At 70.8% G+C, this 17,101-nt stretch carries 18 protein-coding genes; 13 read left to right on the plus strand and 5 right to left on the minus strand.

Going from position 1 to position 17,101, the window contains the following annotated elements:
• Positions 1–48: 48 nt before the first annotated feature.
• The 4 genes from GMA12_RS11435 (at position 49) to GMA12_RS11450 (ending at position 1,636) form a co-directional block, all read left to right on the plus strand.
• Positions 49–324, plus strand: coding sequence for a DoxX family protein (locus tag GMA12_RS11435; RefSeq protein WP_156269643.1), 276 nt, complete (start codon positions 49–51; stop codon positions 322–324).
• Positions 325–349: 25 nt separating this feature from the next.
• Entirely contained in the window at positions 350–577 is a 228-nt protein-coding gene (locus tag GMA12_RS11440) for a hypothetical protein (RefSeq protein WP_156269644.1), read from the plus strand.
• A gap of 434 nt (positions 578–1,011) precedes the next feature.
• Positions 1,012–1,155, plus strand: a complete 144-nt coding sequence (locus GMA12_RS11445) for a hypothetical protein (protein ID WP_156269645.1) — start codon at positions 1,012–1,014, stop codon at positions 1,153–1,155.
• Between the two features lie 100 nt (positions 1,156–1,255).
• Positions 1,256–1,636 (plus strand): NAD(P)-dependent oxidoreductase, encoded by a 381-nt coding sequence (locus GMA12_RS11450; protein ID WP_156269646.1) that lies wholly within the window; start codon positions 1,256–1,258, stop codon positions 1,634–1,636.
• A gap of 275 nt (positions 1,637–1,911) precedes the next feature.
• Here GMA12_RS11450 and GMA12_RS11455 read toward each other — a convergent pair whose 3' ends face one another.
• A complete protein-coding gene (locus GMA12_RS11455) occupies positions 1,912–2,445 on the minus strand; it encodes an alpha/beta hydrolase (RefSeq protein WP_206064687.1) in 534 nt (177 codons plus the stop codon).
• A gap of 451 nt (positions 2,446–2,896) precedes the next feature.
• On the opposite strand from GMA12_RS11455, the gene GMA12_RS11460 reads away from it, so the two are divergent.
• The 4 genes from GMA12_RS11460 to GMA12_RS11475 all read left to right on the plus strand — a co-directional run bounded on the left by GMA12_RS11460 (position 2,897) and on the right by GMA12_RS11475 (position 7,094).
• A complete protein-coding gene (locus GMA12_RS11460) occupies positions 2,897–3,433 on the plus strand; it encodes a MarR family winged helix-turn-helix transcriptional regulator (RefSeq protein WP_156269648.1) in 537 nt (178 codons plus the stop codon).
• The gene (locus GMA12_RS11465; protein WP_156269649.1) at positions 3,430–3,981 is read left to right on the plus strand and encodes a TspO/MBR family protein; all 552 of its coding nucleotides are present in this window, start codon (positions 3,430–3,432) and stop codon (positions 3,979–3,981) included. The genes GMA12_RS11460 and GMA12_RS11465 overlap by 4 nt, the downstream gene beginning before the upstream one ends.
• Positions 3,978–4,739 (plus strand): TspO-related membrane protein, encoded by a 762-nt coding sequence (locus GMA12_RS11470; RefSeq protein WP_156269650.1) that lies wholly within the window; start codon positions 3,978–3,980, stop codon positions 4,737–4,739. The genes GMA12_RS11465 and GMA12_RS11470 overlap by 4 nt, the downstream gene beginning before the upstream one ends.
• Before the next feature lie 1,137 nt (positions 4,740–5,876).
• On the plus strand, positions 5,877–7,094 hold the full coding sequence (locus GMA12_RS11475; protein ID WP_156269651.1) for an FAD-dependent monooxygenase: 1,218 nt from the start codon (positions 5,877–5,879) through the stop codon (positions 7,092–7,094).
• Here GMA12_RS11475 and GMA12_RS11480 read toward each other — a convergent pair.
• The 3 genes from GMA12_RS11480 to GMA12_RS11490 form a co-directional block, all read right to left on the minus strand.
• The gene (locus GMA12_RS11480; protein WP_370831330.1) at positions 7,070–7,990 is read right to left on the minus strand and encodes a phosphatase PAP2 family protein; all 921 of its coding nucleotides are present in this window, start codon (positions 7,988–7,990) and stop codon (positions 7,070–7,072) included. The two genes, GMA12_RS11475 and GMA12_RS11480, sit on opposite strands and share 25 nt — an antisense overlap.
• 949 nt (positions 7,991–8,939) lie before the next feature.
• Positions 8,940–9,503 (minus strand): ParB N-terminal domain-containing protein, encoded by a 564-nt coding sequence (locus GMA12_RS11485; protein WP_156269653.1) that lies wholly within the window; start codon positions 9,501–9,503, stop codon positions 8,940–8,942.
• Between the two features lie 114 nt (positions 9,504–9,617).
• Entirely contained in the window at positions 9,618–10,769 is a 1,152-nt protein-coding gene (locus GMA12_RS11490; protein ID WP_370831334.1) for an FG-GAP repeat domain-containing protein, read from the minus strand.
• Between the two features lie 745 nt (positions 10,770–11,514).
• Between GMA12_RS11490 and GMA12_RS11495 the strand changes: the two genes are divergently transcribed.
• The 3 genes from GMA12_RS11495 (at position 11,515) to GMA12_RS18935 (ending at position 13,228) form a co-directional block, all read left to right on the plus strand.
• The gene (locus GMA12_RS11495) at positions 11,515–12,261 is read left to right on the plus strand and encodes an SAM-dependent methyltransferase (RefSeq protein ID WP_156269654.1); all 747 of its coding nucleotides are present in this window, start codon (positions 11,515–11,517) and stop codon (positions 12,259–12,261) included.
• A 422-nt stretch (positions 12,262–12,683) separates the two neighbouring features.
• Entirely contained in the window at positions 12,684–13,082 is a 399-nt protein-coding gene (locus GMA12_RS18930; RefSeq protein ID WP_240898797.1) for a hypothetical protein, read from the plus strand.
• Entirely contained in the window at positions 13,079–13,228 is a 150-nt protein-coding gene (locus GMA12_RS18935; protein WP_240898798.1) for a hypothetical protein, read from the plus strand. The genes GMA12_RS18930 and GMA12_RS18935 overlap by 4 nt, the downstream gene beginning before the upstream one ends.
• Before the next feature lie 373 nt (positions 13,229–13,601).
• Here GMA12_RS18935 and GMA12_RS11505 read toward each other — a convergent pair whose 3' ends face one another.
• Complete coding sequence (locus GMA12_RS11505) at positions 13,602–15,251, minus strand: alkaline phosphatase D family protein (protein ID WP_156269655.1); 1,650 nt, start codon at positions 15,249–15,251, stop codon at positions 13,602–13,604.
• A gap of 172 nt (positions 15,252–15,423) precedes the next feature.
• Here GMA12_RS11505 and GMA12_RS11510 point away from each other — a divergent pair, with 172 nt between their 5' ends.
• Both GMA12_RS11510 and GMA12_RS11515 read left to right on the plus strand, forming a co-directional pair.
• The gene (locus GMA12_RS11510; protein ID WP_240898799.1) at positions 15,424–15,921 is read left to right on the plus strand and encodes an SRPBCC domain-containing protein; all 498 of its coding nucleotides are present in this window, start codon (positions 15,424–15,426) and stop codon (positions 15,919–15,921) included.
• A 96-nt stretch (positions 15,922–16,017) separates the two neighbouring features.
• A complete protein-coding gene (locus tag GMA12_RS11515; protein WP_156269656.1) occupies positions 16,018–16,293 on the plus strand; it encodes a hypothetical protein in 276 nt (91 codons plus the stop codon).
• The last annotated feature ends 808 nt before the right edge of the window (positions 16,294–17,101 follow it).

Raw genomic sequence — 17,101 nt, forward strand, 5'->3', positions numbered from 1 at the left:
GCCGCCCTCACGAGTGGCCCCAGGACGTGATTCCACCCGTCACCGGCCCTGGCCGCCTCCGGGCCGACCGGGGTCGAGGACTTCACCGCCGGGCCCGTCAGGCTCATCGACGCCACTGAGGTCCTCGGCGCCATCGGTGTGATCCTGCCGCCGCCGCTCGGCGACGCCTCGCTCCTGAGCCCCACGGCCGCGCTCGCCCTCGCCGCGCTCATGCCCGGCGCCGTCGTCGTCCACGCGCGCCGCGAGGAACCGATCGTTCCGCCGCTGGCCCTGGCCGGGCTCTCGGTCGTCGCGGCCGTCCTCGGCGTCCTCACCATTGCTTGACCCCGCCCGTCCGGCCGCTGCCTGCGTGAGCGGCCGGACGGGCCCGGGCCGGCACCAGCCCTCATCCCTGACTCAGGAGGACACCGTCTCCTCGGACGCTTCCGCCCCGGCCCTCGTCGTGCCCGCCGTCACCGACCCGCTGGCCCGCGAGGTCGCCGCGTTCGGCGCGGTCCATCCCGAGGTCACCGACCTCGGCCGCTCCACCGCGATCTGGCGCGAAGTCATCGGCCTCGTCGTCCGCTCCGAGCACTGACAAAGTGCACCTGGGCATCGACACGCTCATCACCCTGCACCCCGAGGCGAGGACCGCGTTCCTGCAGGGCCACAGCGGTCCCTACCACCTCACGGTGCACCCGCCCACGGAAGCCGATGTCACGCGGATCCTGCTGCGCCTGATCCGTGCCGGCCGGCACATCTCCCCGACCGACCACATCATGTCCAAGGCGATCCATTCCCTCGACCCCGACGGCATCACCGTGGAGATCACGCTCGAGACCCCGGAGCGGATGCTCAGGACCGTCATCGACGACGACGCTCCCTACGTGGTCCGCCGCGACGGCACCTGCTCCACCGGCCGGGAGCTCCTGGACGTGCGCCCAGTCCTGGATGCCCACCCCGACGAGGACACCAGCATTCCTGTACCCACCGTCACCCGGATCGGGCACGGGCACCTCTACGTGAGCGCGGATGCGACACTTCACCCTGCGGCGGGACACCCCCCACCGCCTCGACCACGTGCTCGGTACCATCAACGGCACCGTCACCGAGACCGACGGCGGCTACCTGCTCCGCGACCCCTCCGAGAACACCGTCCTCCTCACCACCCCGTGAACACGGCCGCCGACCTGGAGCGGACGTCGTCGTCGCCGCGCGCTCACCGCGCGGCCCGCTCGCGGCGTCCTTCCGCGACGTGTACCGGCGTACCGCCCGATTGACCGAGGAGACCGGAGCATCGCTGTTCGTCGTCGGCGGCTTCTCGTCCCTGGGCCCCGCACCCGGCGCCCCGCGCTTCGTCGACGACCCGAGCCGGACTCCGGCAGAGATCCGGGACGAGCTCATCGCCGTGTCCGCGGTCATCACCGAGGACTTGCCCACCACCCCCGAAACCCTCGACTGGGTGTTCGTCAGCCGGCCAGGACGGTTCGGCTCCTTCGCGCCCGGCGAGCGAGTGGGCACGTACCGGGTCGGTGACGACGTGGCCGTTCAGCCCGAGGACGGTGGAGCGATCTCCGGCGCGGACTACGCCCTCGGCTTCGTCGACCTCATCGAGCAGGGCACCCACCACCGGGACCCCCTCAACCTCGCGTGCTGAGCACCGCCCACCGCTGGTGCGCAGCGCACGGACGGCGCACGCAACCGGACCGCCGATCGCAATGCTCTGCCTCGCGTTCACAGCCCGGTCCGTCCGGCCGGGGCCCGACGACGGGGCCCCGCGCCGCCTCGCGCACATCCGGCGGGCCGCGGCCCGGCGCCCGCCCACCGAGTCGTTGATGCGCTCACGCCCGGTCTCCAGCCCCGGCTGCGTCAGGGCCGGCGTCACCGTTCGACCCGACGCATTCCCGTTAAGTGGACGTTCCGGTCCGTGCCTCACCCGGTGGTCGAGTCGTTCCAGCCGAGCCACTCGGCGGCCTGGAGCGCGATGTCCAGCGGAACGGTGTGGGCGCCGTCGAACTCGAGGTAGGTGACGTCGTAGCCGGTGTGCTGGAGAGTCGGCACGATGCGTCTGCTGGTGCGGTCGATGGGCAGGACGGGGTCGGTCACCCCGTGGGTGACCATGATGCGAGGGTGTCCCCGGCGGGGAGCGGGCGGTATGAAGCCCGGGGAGAACGCCATGATGTGGCCGAAGAGGTGGCCATTGGCCAAGCCCAGGCCCAGGGCGTAGGACGCGCCGTCGGAGAACCCGGCGATCCCGATCCGTTCGGGATCCACTGCCACGGTGGTGAAGGCGCGGCGCAGTGAACGATCGATCACATCGACGTCGGGACCGTAGTCGTCGCGGATCCCGTCCCAGGTCGTACCACGCGAGACCGGGACGAGGACCGCGGTCCCGTACTGGTCGGCGATCGTCTGCAGCACGGCCAGGCTGCCCCGCGGGAGTCCGCCGGCTCCGTGCAGAGCCACCAGCAGAGGCACCGGCCGTGCCGTGTCCGGCCGGGGCGGCACGCACAGCACGGAGTCCCCCTGGGTCTCCACTCCGAGGGCACGCGTCCCGGACGACGTCGGGGCACCTGCTCGCACACCTCCGGGGTGCACCGACAGCGCGGCACGGCGTCCACGACGCTCCATGGGTCTCCTCCACATCTGCGCAGCAGGACACGGCTCCCGGCCACCCCGCCGCCGATGCCGTGCAGCGGGACAGCGCGGTTCCGCGATGCCCCCGACTGTAGCGGCTGCACCGCGTGCCGCGTACAGGGGCTCGGTGGTCGGTTCCCCGGGGGGGGGGGCAGAGCGCGCCGAGGATGCCAGCCGGCGGCGCAGGAATCCGGCACCGGAGTGGAGCAGAAGATTACACGTGAATAACTCCGTGTCGGAGACTCTCCGTAACAGAGCTTTCCGCGTCTAGCCTGGGAACATGACGCAGCAGCCGGACCAGGACCCGGTGGAGCACTCCGAGCGGCAGCGGGTCAGCGCCCCGGAGCTCTCCTGGGCGGTGCGCGCACTGGTGCGTGCCGCCGCGGAGGTGGACCGGGAACTGGCCCGCCGACTCGCGCTGCGGCCCCTGGACTACTCGGCTCTCAACCACGTGATGAGCGGGCCCGCGCCGCTGGGTTCGGCCGAGCTGAGCGGGCGACTGGGCATCTCCACCGGCTCCGCCACCGAACTGGTGGACCGGCTCGAGGAAGCCGGCCACCTGCACCGAAGCCCCCATCCCCGTGACCGGCGCCGCAAGGTGCTCGAGCCCACCGACGCCGCCGTCGCCCGCACACTGGGCGCCCTGCAGCCCTTGCTCGAGCGCCTGGACGGTCTCAGCGAGCAGTTCAGCCCCGAGGACCAGGCCGTGATCGGGCGCTACCTGCGTGCCGTCACCGCTCACTTCCACGACTTCGCCCGCGCCACCCCGGCACAGGACGATCCTGTCCCCCAGGCCCCGAAGGACACCACACCATGACCACCTCCACCGTCCGCTCCGCCCCACCGGTTCCGGCCCCGGCCCGCCGCTATCGCTGGTGGCATGCCGCCGCGGTCGGCGTCGCCGCCAACGCCGTCAGTGCCCTGCCGCGAGGATTCACCGGCGATGCCGCCTTCTACAACGACCTCGACACTCCGCTCGGGGCGCCGCCGGACTGGTTGTTCCCGCCGGTGTGGGCGTTCAACAACGCCACCACGCTGTGGAGCAACCTGCGCATCGCCAACCTCGCCCCCGGCACTCCGGGACGGGCCCCCGCCCTGGTGCTGGAAGGCGCGGACTGGGCACTGTTCGCCTCGTTCTCGGCGCTGTTCTTCGGTCTGCGCAGTCCGGTGCTCGGAGCCGCCGTCACGGTGGCCTCTCTCGGGGCCACCGCCGGCAGCGTCGTGCTCACCGCCGACCTGGACCGCAGGGCGGCCTGGGCGCTGAGTCCCCGGCTGCTGTGGCTGGCCTACGCCTCCTACGTCGCCACCGCCACGGCCGCGCGCAACCGGGACCCACTCCTCGCCCGGACACGGAACCGGTCATGACGGGGCCGTCCGCCCGGCTGACCGGCTCCGGGACGTGGGGACGGTGGATGCTGCTGGCCACCGCGATCACCCAGGCCGCCAGCCCGGCCCTGTCCGGCTTCACCGGCGAGTCGGCCTCGGACCCGGTCGTGGTGCCGCCGGGACCGTTCTTCGCCATCTGGGGCCTCATCGTCATCGGGTGTGCGGCCTCCGCGCTCTGGGGCCTGCCGCGGGAGCGGGCCACCTCGGCCCCTTATGCGCGGATCCACTGGCCGGTGTCACTGGCCCAGCTGGGCTTCACCGCCTGGCTGCTCGCGGCGGTGTCCTCTCCTGCCTGGTCGGTGCCGATCTTCCTCGTCATGCTCGTCTGCCTGGGGACCGCCCTGCGCATCGTCGTGACCACCCCCACCGAGTCACCGACCCGGTGGCTGCTGGGCACCAGCCTGGGTCTCTACACCGGCTGGGCCGCCGCAGCAGTGTGGGTGAACATCGCCACCGTGCTGCCCGAAGCCGCCCGCACGGACACCGTGTATCTCGGGCTCCTCCTGCTGGGTGCGGTGATCAGCCTCTCCGTGGGTGCGGTGGTCTTCCGAGCTCACCCGGCATTCATCGCCGCCGGAGCCTGGGCCCTGCTGGGTGTGGTCGTCTCCACGATGGCGGCCGGCGCCGGGGTCCTGAGCCTCGGAGCCGGGGCCGGGTTGGCCGTGCTCGCGGTGGCCGCTGTCGTGGTGCGACGCCGGCGCGGGGAGCCGATGGCCGCGGCGCTGCCCCGGCCCTGAGATCCCGGCGCTGAGCCCCCGGCGGTGGCCACAGGACTCCTCCCGGCTCCATCCCGGCCCATGCGTGCTCCAGCGGGGGGGCTTCCCACGCGGCAGGGCGCAGGATCCCGCTCAACGGCGTGCGCCCGGGGCTTCCACCCGTTCCACGGCGTGCCGCGGAGGCGGTATCGACAACGGGCCAGTGCCGGGCGGATGCGGCGGGGCGGTCTGTCGCCATGAATACGACCGACCATCCTTCGGCCGTCGTTGACACCCGTGTCGGAAGCCACCTCCTGGTCCACCGCTTCGAGGTCCCGGTGGCCGCCCCGGATCGCGGTTCGTGCCGCCTGGGAAGAGACCTTGTTCGTGGTCCACAACGGGTGCCGCCGGCCGGACCTGGCCCCGGCGCCGGCTGCGGGTCCGGGCACACCGCCTGGCGCCGGCTGCATCGCTGGCAGCAGACGGGGATCCGGGAGAAGCTCCACCGGGCCGTGCTCGAGGAACTCGCCGAGAAACAGATCCTCGAGCGGTCACGGGCGGCATCGACGCGGTGTCGTTCCGTGCCCCAGGGGGGCGCGAGCTGAACGGCCCGAAGTCCACCGAACGCGGGAAGCCGGGCACCGAGGACCACCTGCTCACGGACCGGACCAGGGTGCCACCGCACGTGCCGGCCTCGGCAGCGAACACGCAGGACAGCAAGCTCGTTCAGCCGCCGTGGGGAATCGACCCGGCAGTATGCGGTCGACGAGGGCGCCCAGGACGGCCTCGTCGCAGACCCGGGAGGCTGTCGGTGGCCACGGGCTACGACCACCCGAGGCGCCGGCGGGATATCACGGTCCGGATGGCCCGCCGTGGATCTGTGGCCCCGACTCACCTGGCCCGACACCGCTCCGGGTGGGAAGCACACCGCCTCCTGGGTCTTGCGCCCCGAGCGCCTCGGACTGCGCCAGGGCCTCGCTGCTGCCGCTCCTCCTGCTCGCTGTCACGCTCTTCGCCCTCGGCCGACTGCTTCCGGTGACCGAGCTGTGAGACCAGCTCTCGGAGGCCGTCCGACGGGGGCCACGTCTGTCCTCGAGCTCCCCGGTCTCATCGACGGTGTGCGAGCGGGGGCGTCCCGTCCGGGCGTCCGGGTCCGTGCCCCGCGCCTAGGCTTGGCACATGTCGGATCCTTCGGTCCTGATCGCTGGGGCGAGCATCGCCGGACCGGCGCTGGCCTACTGGCTGGGCCGGAGTGGCTGGCGCACGACGGTCCTCGAGCGGGCACCCGCCCTGCGCAGAGGCGGCCAGAACGTGGACCTGCGCGGTGCGGGGTTGCAGGTCGTGCGTCGGATGGGGCTGGAGGAACGCCTCCGGGCGGTGCGCCGGGCCGAGTTTGGCCTGGAGTTCGTCGGGCCGGCCGGGCAGGTCATCGCACGGTTTCCGGTCGGTGACTCCAGCGCGCTGAGCCTGACCGCCGAGCTGGAGGTCATGCGCGGGGACCTCACGGAGCTGCTCGTCGAGGCGACCGCGGCCACGGCCGAGTACCGCTTCGGTGACCGGATCACCGCCGTGCGGCAGGAGGACGACGCCGCCCTCGTGAGCTTCGCCCAGGCCCCACCGGAACGGTTCGACCTCGTGGTCGCGGCCGACGGCATCGGCTCGACGACCCGCCGCCTGGTGTGCGGCGACCGGCCGGTGGTGCGGTCGCTGGGGGTGGAGGCGACCTGGGCCACGATCCCGCGCGCTGACGGTGACAGCGACTGGTGGCAGCTGTTCCACGCCCCGGGCGGGAGCATCTCCCTGCGCCCGGACCCCTACGGCACCACCAGCGTGGTCATCACCCGCACGCTGGCCCGTGGAGACAGGCCGGAGGCCGGTGAACGACGGGCGCCCGCTCAGCAGCGCGCCGTCCTCCGTCGCACCTTCTCCGGCGCCGGCTGGCAGACCGATCGAGTTCTCGACGCGCTGCAGGACGTCGAGGAGCTCTACGCCGTGGAGGTGGGGCAGGTGAGCGCACCGCGATGGTCGCGGGGCTCGGTGGTGCCGCTCGGCGACGCCGCCTGCTGCCCCTCCCCCATCACCGGGATGGGCACCACGCTGGCGGTCGTGGGCGCCTACGTGCTCGCCGGGGAGATCACCTCGCGCACGGCCCTGCCCGACGGGCTGGCCGGCTACGAGCGGATCATGCGTCCCTGGGTCGAGCGGGTGCAGAAACTGCCTCCAGGAGTGCCCAGGATCGCCAATTCCACCTCTCGCGCCGGGGTCGCGCTGCTGCGGTCGGTGGTCCGAGCGGCGGGCACGCCGTCCGGGCGCTGGGTCTCCGATCGACTGCGCAGGAGCAGCCCGGCGGACGAGCCGTTCGAGCTCCCCCGCTACGCCGGCCTCGACTCCCCCTGACCCGTCCGGCGGCCCTCCTGGGTTGCAGCCGCAACACTGCGAGTGCGATGCCGATCCGCTCCGGCGGAGGGATCGACCGTGCGGCACACCACGGTGAGATAGAGCCGGTGGGCGGTGATGACCACGGCCAGCCAGCCGGCCCCCAGCAGCCAGGCAGCCAGCACGTCGGTGAACCAGTGGTGGCCCAGGAAGACCCTGCTCAGACCGATCGTGAACGCGAAGACCGCGGCCACGAGCACGGCCAGGACCCGCGTGCGGCGCGAGTGCTGGCGCAGCATCAGCAGGTAGGCCACGATCCCGGCGATCACCAGGGCGTTGAGCGAGTGCCCGGAAGGAAATGACGGGGAGTACTCGTAGGGCGGGACCGCCTCGGCCAGCGGGGGACGGCTGCGCCCGATCAGGTCCTTGCCGGCCACGGTCATCAGCAGGGAACCGGCTCCGGCGGCGGTGATGAGAATGACCGGGGTCCACGACCGTCGCCGCACCGCCAGGACCGTCATGAGGGCCAGGGCCAGCACGGGCATGCCGATCACCCCGCCGATGTCGGTGTAGGCCGTGGCGGCGGTGTCCGCCCACGGGGAGCGCAGCCCGATCATGGCCTGCAGCAGAGGGTGGTCCAGCCGAGCGACCCCGTCGGCCTCGGTGACGGCCTCGTAGGTCTCCGAGGCCAGCCAGGTGGCCGTGGCCGCGACCCCCGCGCCCACGGTCAACAGCAGCACCAGCGCGAGATGGGGCCCCAGCACCCGGCTGGAACGGTGGACCACGCCCACCGCCCACCGGCCCAGGGCAGAAGACCAGCGGGTGAGGTCCCGCTCCCCGAGGAAGCGGTCCTGCTCCAGCTCTCCGGCGGCACCTCCCTGGGCGCGGTGCTGAGGGTTCTCGGGACGATCGGGCACGGGGGGCTCCTTCGACGATGCGCACCCCCGGCGACCGGTGCCACCCGGTCCGGCGTGCACGGCTGCGGTCGGCCTCGCAGGCGGACAGGCCATGAATCTACTCCCACCCCAGCCTGATCCGGCACCTGCCCGCCCTGACGCAGGCAGGGCAGGCGCCGAGGAGCGGTGCGACGGCCCACCCGGAGGATGCGGATACGGCCATGCCCGATCTCCGGGTCAGATCTCAGGCGTCTTCCGCCAGGACTCTGTGCTGAACGCCGGTCTCCCGGCCACGGCAGGTGACTGCTGGGGGCGGGGCGTGCTCACCGTCGAACAGGCCCCATGCCGTAGCCCCAGGTGTGCCTGTGCTGCGTCCCTTGACGCCGCGCACGCTCGGCCGGCGGCGTCGGGCTCCGGTGCGGCGCTGACCCGCGGCACCAGTGGGTCGAGTGACGCCACAGCCTGGCACAGCGTGGTGCCGTGCCCACCGACTCGACACCATGGGATGTACGCCGGTGTGGCAGCACCGCGCGGACAGGCCGGGGACCGATCCGAGAGCCCGGGCCGGGAGGACAGCCGGACTCCACCGCGGCCGGGGGGCATCACTGGCGGAGGGGGCCGGTGGAGGGGGCGCACAGGATGAGCGCGAAGGCCTGGACGGTGCAGCTGTCGGTCACCACGACCCGCCGGGTGGAGGACGCCACGGCGGCGGGGGCCTACGGTGCCGCCCTGCTCGTGCTGGTGACCGAGGTGCTCCCCCGGCTGGACGGTCCGCTCCTGACCGATGCGCTGATCCGCACCGGCACCCGGCCCATGGCCCAGCAGGAACCCCTCGGCATGGGGCTTCCCGGGTCCGGCCGGGGCACCAGCGCCCTTGCCGGACGCCTCGACGGCCCGTACGGACGGGCAGCTTTGCGTGCCGGAAACAGTCTCCTCGACGAGGCATCGGTTCCCCCGTGGGACGGCCGCATCAGCACGCCGGGCACTGAGCCGCGATCAGCGGCCCGAACCGTGTCACTCCTGCGGGCAGAGGACCAAGGGTGGTCGTCATCTCCCGGACGACTCGCCACGCCGGCAGACGCCACTCGAACGACGAACGGTCCTCGGGCACGAAGTCCAGGCGGGTGTACGGGCGACCGGCATAGCTGTTGGCAACCTGCCAGTAACTGTCGAACAGCGCTGACAAGCTCGTCCCCAGCGAGTACACCGGCCGGCGCACACCCCGGCTCGTGAGGAAGCCGATGACGATGCCCTCGGACCCGAGTCCCGCGATGGGCGGAGGCTCGTCGAAGGCATGGACCCAGCCGGGCACGAGAAAGTCGCGGGGCACCGGCACGACATGGGCGGGCACCAAGGCCTCGCCCAGCAGGTCGGTAGCGCGCGACCTGTGAGCGCCGTCAAGAATCACCGGACACGCGTCGGAGGTGACGTGCACCGGTTTACGGACCCGGTCCTCGCGGATCTCGGCCACGAGCCTCTCGAGGCGTGCGTTCTCGCACACCTCGTGCCACACCAGGGAGTCGACAGGGAGCATCACTCTGTCCACGACACCGCCTCGGAGTATGCCCGGGACCCTGCACACACGCGCAGGGCTCGGGTCCAGGTGAACTGCGGAAGAACCATCAAGCGCTCGCTGGTGACGGCCGGCCTAGGACAGGCGCACGGAGGTGGCCGAGTGCCCGAACCCCACGACGTCGTCGCGGCCGTCGCCGTTGACGTCACCGAGCAGGCGCGGGTACTTCTGCGGTGTCCAGCCGCTGTTGTACCCGAACTCGGTGGTCAGCAGCTGCGGGCCGAAGAAGAAGTTGTCGTCACCGTAGGCCGCCCAGGCGCCGGCGTGGCCGAAACCGACCACGTCGGCGATGCCGTCACCGTTGACATCGGCCAGGTCCCGGGGATGACGATCGACCCGCCACCCCTGGGCGACCCCGAAGTCGGCCAGCTCCAAGGACGTGGGGAAGAACTTCGGCTCCCCGGCCAGGTAGGACCGGGAATAGGCGGCGTACACCCCGCGGTGTCCGAACCCGATGATGTCGGCCCGCCCGTCACCGTTGGCGTCACCGAGCGCCCGGGGGTGCTGGTCGACCCGCCATCCTTGGGCGTAGCCGAAGTCGCGGACCTCCAGGGCGGGCTGGGTGAAGGTGTCGCCCAGGGCCGAGAAGGAGGAGACGTACGTGCCGGCCTCGCCGAAGCCGACGATGTCGGTAGTGCCGTTGCCGTCCATGTCGGCGAGCATCCGCGGGTGCTGCTCCACCCGCCACTCCCGGTCGTAGCCGTAGCTGTCGATCCGCTTGCCGGTACCACCGAAGGTGCGGTTGGTCACCCCGTGGGAGATGCTGACCCCGGAGTAGCCGAAGCCGACGATGTCGGCGGTGCCGTTGCCGTTGAGGTCGGCCAGCTGGCGCGGGTGCATCCCCACCCGCCATCCCTGGTTGTAGCCGAAGTCCCGGACCTTCAAGGCCGCGGCCGTGAACGAGCCGTCGGGCTGGGCGTAGGAGACGATGACCCCGGCGTTGCCGAACCCGACGACATCGGCCCGCCCGTCACCGTCGACATCGGCCACCGCGCGCACGTGCCGGGCGTTCGACCAGCCCTGGGCCGTGCCGAAGTCGCGGATCCTGAGCACCGGGGCGCTGAAGGTGCCGTTGGGCCGGCCGTAGGCCACGAACACCCCCGGATCACCGAAACCCACCACGTCCCGGCGCCCATCACCGTTGACGTCGGCCAACTCCCTCACATGCTGGTCCACCCGCCACCCCTGGGCGTAGGAGAACATCGGCTGGGCCGCCGCGGTCGCCACGGCCTCGACCGCCGGGCGAGTCGGGACAGGGACGGCGTGGGCCGCTCCTCCACCGGCCACCCCGGTCACTGCGAGTGCCGTTGCGCAGGCGCCGGTGCGTACCCGCTCAGGCCAGGATCGCTTCATCATGGATCCCCCCAGATCCTCCACGGCGGTCATCCCCAACATCACCAGTGAGTCGTGCGGGACAATCCGGTGGCTTCTGCGCTGCGCAGCCGAGGCCACAGACTCCCTCTCGTCCGACTGGCCAATCCGCCCCCGGTGACGACCCGGCCCAGCGCCTCTGACCATCGGCCGCTGACCTGGCAAGACAACCGTAAGGCCACACCGGGCCGCTCAGTCAGCCATCCCTCAGATTCCAGATATATGACGAACGTAAACAAGGGACCATGCCCTGTCCCCCGATGACCGACACGCGCGGGAACGTCATCACGCCGGCGTGAGGACCGCTCACCGGCCAGATGCAAACCCTCCAACCGTCGGACCAGCCCCCGCGAGGGGCATCTTCTCGGCCCGGGCAAGACGTTCGTGCAGGGAGAAGAGCTGCCTTTGCCGCACCTGGGGCTGCAGCATGCCTGCCGCAGAAGGAGTCTCCTCGTCGATGCGCCCCATGCGGCCGGTCGCGTATCGAGGATTCACCACAGCGCCGGCCCGAGTACTTCTCCGACGAGTGCCGGGTGCGCTGTGCATCGGGGCCGGGCCACCGCTCTTCCCATCGCACGGCCTGCAGAACAAGAATCTGGTCATGGACCTCCCCCGCATCTTCACCATTCGTGAGAGCACCCACCGGATCCACAACCCGTTGACCGCGGGCAAGCTCGCCGCCCTGGGCGAGGCGCTCCACCTCGCCCCCGGCACCCGGGTGCTCGATCTGGCCAGCGGCTCGGGCGAGATGCTGTGCACCTGGGCGCGCGACCTGGGTTTCACCGGCACCGGGGTGGACCTCAGCACGGTCTTCACCGAGCAGGCCCGGGCCCGCGCCTCCGAGCTCGGCGTCGCCGCCCGGGTCGAGTTCATCCACGCCGACGCCGCCGGCTACGTCGCAGACCGGCCGGTCGACCTGGCGGCCTGCGTCGGCGCCACGTGGATCGGCAACGGCGTCGCCGGAACCGCCGAACTGCTCGAGCGCAGCCTCCGCCCCGGGGGACTGATGCTGATCGGCGAGCCCTACTGGCGGCGGGCCCCTCCGGACGCGGACACCGCCCAGGCGTGCCACGCCACCGGCATCACCGATTTCCTGCTCCTGCCGGAACTGATCGCCCACTTCCAGGATCTCGGATACGACGTCGTGGAGATGATGTTGGCCGACCAGGACAGCTGGGACCGCTACGCCGCGGCCCAGTGGCTCAACCTGCGCCGCTGGCTCGACCAGCACCCGGACGACGACCTGGCCACCGAGGTACGGGAAGAACTCACCACCGAGCCCGCTCGCTACACGCGCGCCACGCGGGAGTATCTCGGCTGGGGAGTCTTCGTTCTCATGAAACGCTGATCTCCTCTCCCTCGCGGGTCCCGGTCCTCACACGCTCCGAGACCCGCACGGGATGGGATCATCGCGGCACAGCGCCGTCAGCACGGTCCAGTTCAGTGGACGTCCGATCCTCTGTGCTCTGTGCTCTGAGCGCGGAGGCGTTGAGCATCATCGTGCCAAGCCTCGCCGAGCTCTTCGAGGGGCAGCCGCTCACAAGGCTTTCGATGATCGCCTGCGGAGCCTTCATCCGGGCTGGAGGCATCACGCCGGGTCGAGATCACCTGCGTCCCCACTGGCCGGTCCGAACAGGGTTCCAGCCCACGGAGTGCCACCAGGGCCCGCCCTGTGGATCGCGTCGACACCTCGCCGCAGGTGGCGCACGACATGGCGATGGGACTCCGGTCGTTCGTCAGCAGACGGGAAGTCAACCGTACGCTGAGTGCATGCCCACCGCGCTCGTCCTGGACCTCCTCATCACGGCGTTTGTCACCCTGTCGATTGCCGCGGTGGCCTGGTGGGCGCGCAAGCACCCGAACCGGTCCGAGGAATACCCGGAACGAGTGGGGATGCCCAAGGTGCTGCCGATCTTCGGGTGGCTGTGCCTGTGCGTGGGGCTCATCATGGGTCTGCTGTCCTTCTTCACGCCCGATTCACCTCTCGGCGCCCGCATCGCTTCAGTGGCGATCTTCGTGACCGGGATGGCGTTCGTGGCGATGTACCGCAACTTCCACGTGGCCGCCCGGGACTTCGAGACGGCCTTCCGCAGCGTGCTCGGCACCGAGCACGTCATGGCCTACAGCGACACCACAGCTCGGCGGAGTTGCGAGGCCAGCAGTTCTTGACGGTCAAGTCCGTGCACGGTGTGAAGTTCAGCATCAACGCCAGTGCGTACGACATGTCGCCCTTGCTGCGGGCCATCGACTTCCACCAGGTCACCGGCCGCTGGCCGGTGCGCATCGACATCCCCGCCGAGGGCCTCGGCGCATGACGGTCCAGTTCATGGCCTGCGGCGCAACGGTCGGTGCTGATCACCTCCGGCAGCCCAAGCGCCGAGGGCCACGAGCCCTCCGACAGCATGCCAGCCCATCAACGGCGGGTCGTGGAGGCCGGTGTCGCCGCCCGGCGGCTCGATGGACCAGGGGCCGAAGTGGATGACGGTCAGGACGATCGCCCCGCGGCCGCAGAGGAAGACCCAGGGCGATGGGGATCAATGCGCAGAGCCGTCGGCCGCGCATGTCGCTCCCCTCCATGGGCTTCTCAGTCGTCCGGTCACCCTGGCATGCCGCAGGTGATCCTCCAGGGGCGGGCGCACCGACCTCGCGGTGTGGGACAGCCGCGCAACAGCCCGGGCCGGGGTGGGCTCAGCGCTGCGGGACCAGTTCCTTGCTGAAGACCGTGTCGCCGTGGCCGTCGCGCAGGCTCACGGTCAGGACGTCGTCTTCGTTCAAATGCATGTGGCCGAAGAACTGGAAGCGGCCGTCGCGTGGGGACCCTCCAGTGGGACCGGCCTTGGCGAAGACCTGTTCCGGGCCGAAGGTGCCGTCCAGCGCGTTCGGGCCGAACGTGCCGGCGTTGACCGGGCCGGCCACGAACTCCCAGAACTCGTCGAAGTCGGTGAACGCCGCCCGTTCGGGCGAGTAGTGGTGCGCGGCGCAGTAGTGGACGTCCGCGGTCACCCACACGACGTTGCGCACCCCGGCATCCTTGAAGGCCTTGAGCACGCGGGCCAGCTCCAGCTCTCGGCCCAGCGGGGATCCGTCGTCGGCGTTGCTGATCGACTCCTGCGCCTTCCCGTCGGGGACGATCACTCCGAGGGGAAGATCCGCGGCAATCACCTTCCAGGTGGCCCGCGAGGAGGTCACGCCGTCGATGAGCCACTGCACCTGCTCCTGCCCCAACAGGGGCGTGGCGCGGGGTTCCATGCCGGCGGTGTTCTCGCCCTTGAACGTGCGCATGTCGAGGCAGAAGACGTCCAGCTGCGGGCCGCGCTCCAGCCGGCGGTAGATGCGCTGGTCCTCGAAACCGGTGGTGCCCGGACGCAGGGCACGGGCCTCGCCGATCGGTTGGTACTCCTGCCAGGCGCGACGTCCGCGGGCGGCCAGGGTGTTGACGTCGCGCACGGTGTAGCGATCGTCGTCGAGGACCTCCCCGGCCCACCAGTTGTTGGTGGTCTCGTGGTCGTCCCACTGGGCCACCACCGGCACGTCGGCGTACATCGCCCGCACGTTCTCGTCCATGAGGTTGTATCGGTGGCGAGCCCGGTATTCCTCCTGGGTCTCGGCGACCTTGGTGACGCCTTCCGTCACCACGTTGCGCCAGATGCGGCCGTCCGCTTCGGTGACTTCCGCCTGGATCGGGCCGTCCGCGTAGATCGTGTCCCCGGAGTGGATGAAGAAGTCCGGGTCCAGGTCGTGCATCGCCCGATAGGTGTACATCCCGCGCAGATCCGGGTTGATGCCCCAACCCTGTCCAGCTGTGTCGCCCGTCCACACGAAGGACTGGCCGCGGCTGCCGGCGCCATGCCCATGCCCGCCGGGACGGTCCCTTCCCCGGCCGCCCGGCGCGGTCCGGAAGGTGCCGTGGTGAGCGTCGGAGAGCGCGCCCTCCTCGTTCTCGAATCGCACCTCGAGTGCGAAGCGCGTGCCCGAGGGGAGATCCGTGGCCCCGATCTTGACGGTGTGGTCGGTCGTCTCGCTCACCCACCCGGACGTCAGGGTCCGTTCGAAGCCGCCGCGGCCGCGGACGGGCGCGCCCTCGGCATCCACGGCTCGCAGGCGCGCCACCATGCGGCCCGTACCGTCGGCGCGGGACCACAGGATCGCTGAAGAGGACGTCACATCACCGGTGGCGATGCCGCTGGGCAGGTGCAGGCGTCGGCGCACCAGGGCCGGGGACGACGGGCCGGCCGGCACCACGGGGCCGGCGGCAGAGGCCGCGGTCGTGCCGGCGACGGTCAGGGCGGAAGCTGCGAGGGAGCCCTGGAGCAGTCCTCGACGGGAAAAGGTAGCCATGCCTCGATCCTCCGCCCCGTGCCTGACCTGAAAGCGAACGGCCGGCGACGCCCCGTCGACCGGTCGGTGAGCCCCCGGTAGGTCCGCCGCGAGAGGTCTCGCAGCGGAATGCCCGGTCCCCATGACCGCCGCTCCCTGGAGCCGGTCAGGGGCCGAGTTCTACCATGACGCCATGGCCCGCACGGACACCGCCTCACGGGTGGTCCCCGCTTTCCCTGAGCGGGTCTACGCCGCCCTGATCGACCTGGACGCGCTCACGACCTGGTTGCCGCCGACAGGGATGACCGCCCGTTTCGATCGATTCGACGCCCGCCCGGGCGGGTCCTACCGCATGGTCCTCACCGATGACGACCTCACGGGCACCCCCGGCAAGACCACCGCCGCATCCGACGTCGTGGAAGCCCGCTTCGTGGAGCCGATTCCCGGGGGTGCAGATCGTGCAGGCCGGGGAGTTCGTCCCCAAGGACCCGGCCTACGCCGGCACCATGACCATGACCCGGGAACTCTCCCCGGTCGAGGGCGGCACCAGCGTGGAGATCCGCGCCGAGAACGTCCCCGACGGAATTTCTGCCGCCGATCACGCCGCGGGGCTCGCCTCGTCACCGGCGAACCTGGCCGGCTGTCTGCAGCCCGGAGTCGACACAGGAGCGACCACGTCACCACCCCGTAGAGCAGGTTCTCATCGTGACGTGTCTGCCCCTCTTGTCGCGGCGGCTGAATCCCTCTTTCGTTGCGGTGGGGACACACTGACAGATCAGGAGGCGTCATGTTCGCTCGTGTTGCTGTGTGGGAGCCGATGCCCGACGACGATCGTCAGTGGGTGATCGATGCCGCCAAGACGGTTCCTGGCGTGCTGGAGGCTTACCACCTGGTCGACCCCGCAACCGGCAACGGCTTGTCGATCGCTTTCTTCGACGACGAGGTCGACGTCGCCGAGGTCAAGCGCGCCATCTCCGTCAAAGCTGCGGAGATCGGTTGGAGCGACTCGCCGCACCCAGCGCCGCAGTCCGAAACGATCTATCACGTGGTGCGACGCGGGTAGGACGCAGCCCCCGCCGCAGGCTTGCTCATCCCTCCTGAAGTCAACGCGGCGGCTGAGGCAGCCCTCAGAGCACAGATGGCGGTGACAGCAAGCCTCGCCAGGGCGGTGAGGAACTGATGCATGATCAGGTGGAATCTGCCCCGACCTGCTCGTCGGTGGCCCGGAGGGATGAGACAGGTGCCCGTAGACCGAGGTGTTCTGGGCCGAGGAGTCCTGCCCGACGACCGGTGCCCGCTGCAACCCCGCGGGCTGGGCCACATGCGCGTTCCCCGCGGGACCCCTTCTCCCCGAGCTGAGCCTGCTCGCCCCGGATCGCGCCCGCCGTGCGGAGGCGCCGGCACCTCCGTGCGCCCAGGTCCCCGTCAGTGGTACGCCCTCACAGGACTGAGGACCTGTGGACGATTCAGCGCATGCGTGACCACAGCCACGCCAGGCTCACCGCAACCGGCACTACTGCGACGACGAACGCCGACACCACATTGCCGGATCCCCTCCAAAGAATGTACGTGAGTAAACCCACTAGTATGCATCCGAACAGCGCCAGACCTATAGCGAGACCTGCTTTCCCCGCGGCCTCTGCATCCTCGCGTTCTCCCCTCATTCGTCCGACACTAAAGCTGTTTCCAGTGACACTGCCAGATATGCCGTCACATTGCTTGATCCATCGGGAACGACGGTCAGCTCATCCTCCCCGAAACCCGCTGCCACCTGCGACAACTGGTTCCACGCCAGCCCCACGCGCTGCCTTTCAATCTTCTTTCGGGCCAGCGCCGAAGCACCTTTGCAAATGCCGTGGGGATTCTCCGAT

Origin of the sequence: Kocuria sediminis, from assembly GCF_009735315.1 — a bacterium.
GTDB classification, from domain to species: domain Bacteria; phylum Actinomycetota; class Actinomycetes; order Actinomycetales; family Micrococcaceae; genus Kocuria; species Kocuria turfanensis.

Bases quoted from the DNA above. Each gene is read 5' to 3' on its own strand.
- GMA12_RS11465 (WP_156269649.1), top strand. From the start codon at position 3,430: ATGACCACCTCCACCGTCCGCTCCGCCCCACCGGTTCCGGCCCCGGCC.
- GMA12_RS11485 (WP_156269653.1), bottom strand. From the start codon at position 9,503: ATGCTCCCTGTCGACTCCCTGGTGTGGCACGAGGTGTGCGAGAACGCA.
- GMA12_RS11475 (WP_156269651.1), top strand. From the start codon at position 5,877: ATGTCGGATCCTTCGGTCCTGATCGCTGGGGCGAGCATCGCCGGACCG.
- GMA12_RS11445 (WP_156269645.1), top strand. From the start codon at position 1,012: ATGCGACACTTCACCCTGCGGCGGGACACCCCCCACCGCCTCGACCAC.
- GMA12_RS11470 (WP_156269650.1), top strand. From the start codon at position 3,978: ATGACGGGGCCGTCCGCCCGGCTGACCGGCTCCGGGACGTGGGGACGG.
- GMA12_RS11505 (WP_156269655.1), bottom strand. From the start codon at position 15,251: ATGGCTACCTTTTCCCGTCGAGGACTGCTCCAGGGCTCCCTCGCAGCT.
- GMA12_RS11510 (WP_240898799.1), top strand. From the start codon at position 15,424: ATGGCCCGCACGGACACCGCCTCACGGGTGGTCCCCGCTTTCCCTGAG.
- GMA12_RS18930 (WP_240898797.1), top strand. From the start codon at position 12,684: ATGCCCACCGCGCTCGTCCTGGACCTCCTCATCACGGCGTTTGTCACC.
- GMA12_RS11495 (WP_156269654.1), top strand. From the start codon at position 11,515: ATGGACCTCCCCCGCATCTTCACCATTCGTGAGAGCACCCACCGGATC.
- GMA12_RS11515 (WP_156269656.1), top strand. From the start codon at position 16,018: ATGTTCGCTCGTGTTGCTGTGTGGGAGCCGATGCCCGACGACGATCGT.
- GMA12_RS11460 (WP_156269648.1), top strand. From the start codon at position 2,897: ATGACGCAGCAGCCGGACCAGGACCCGGTGGAGCACTCCGAGCGGCAG.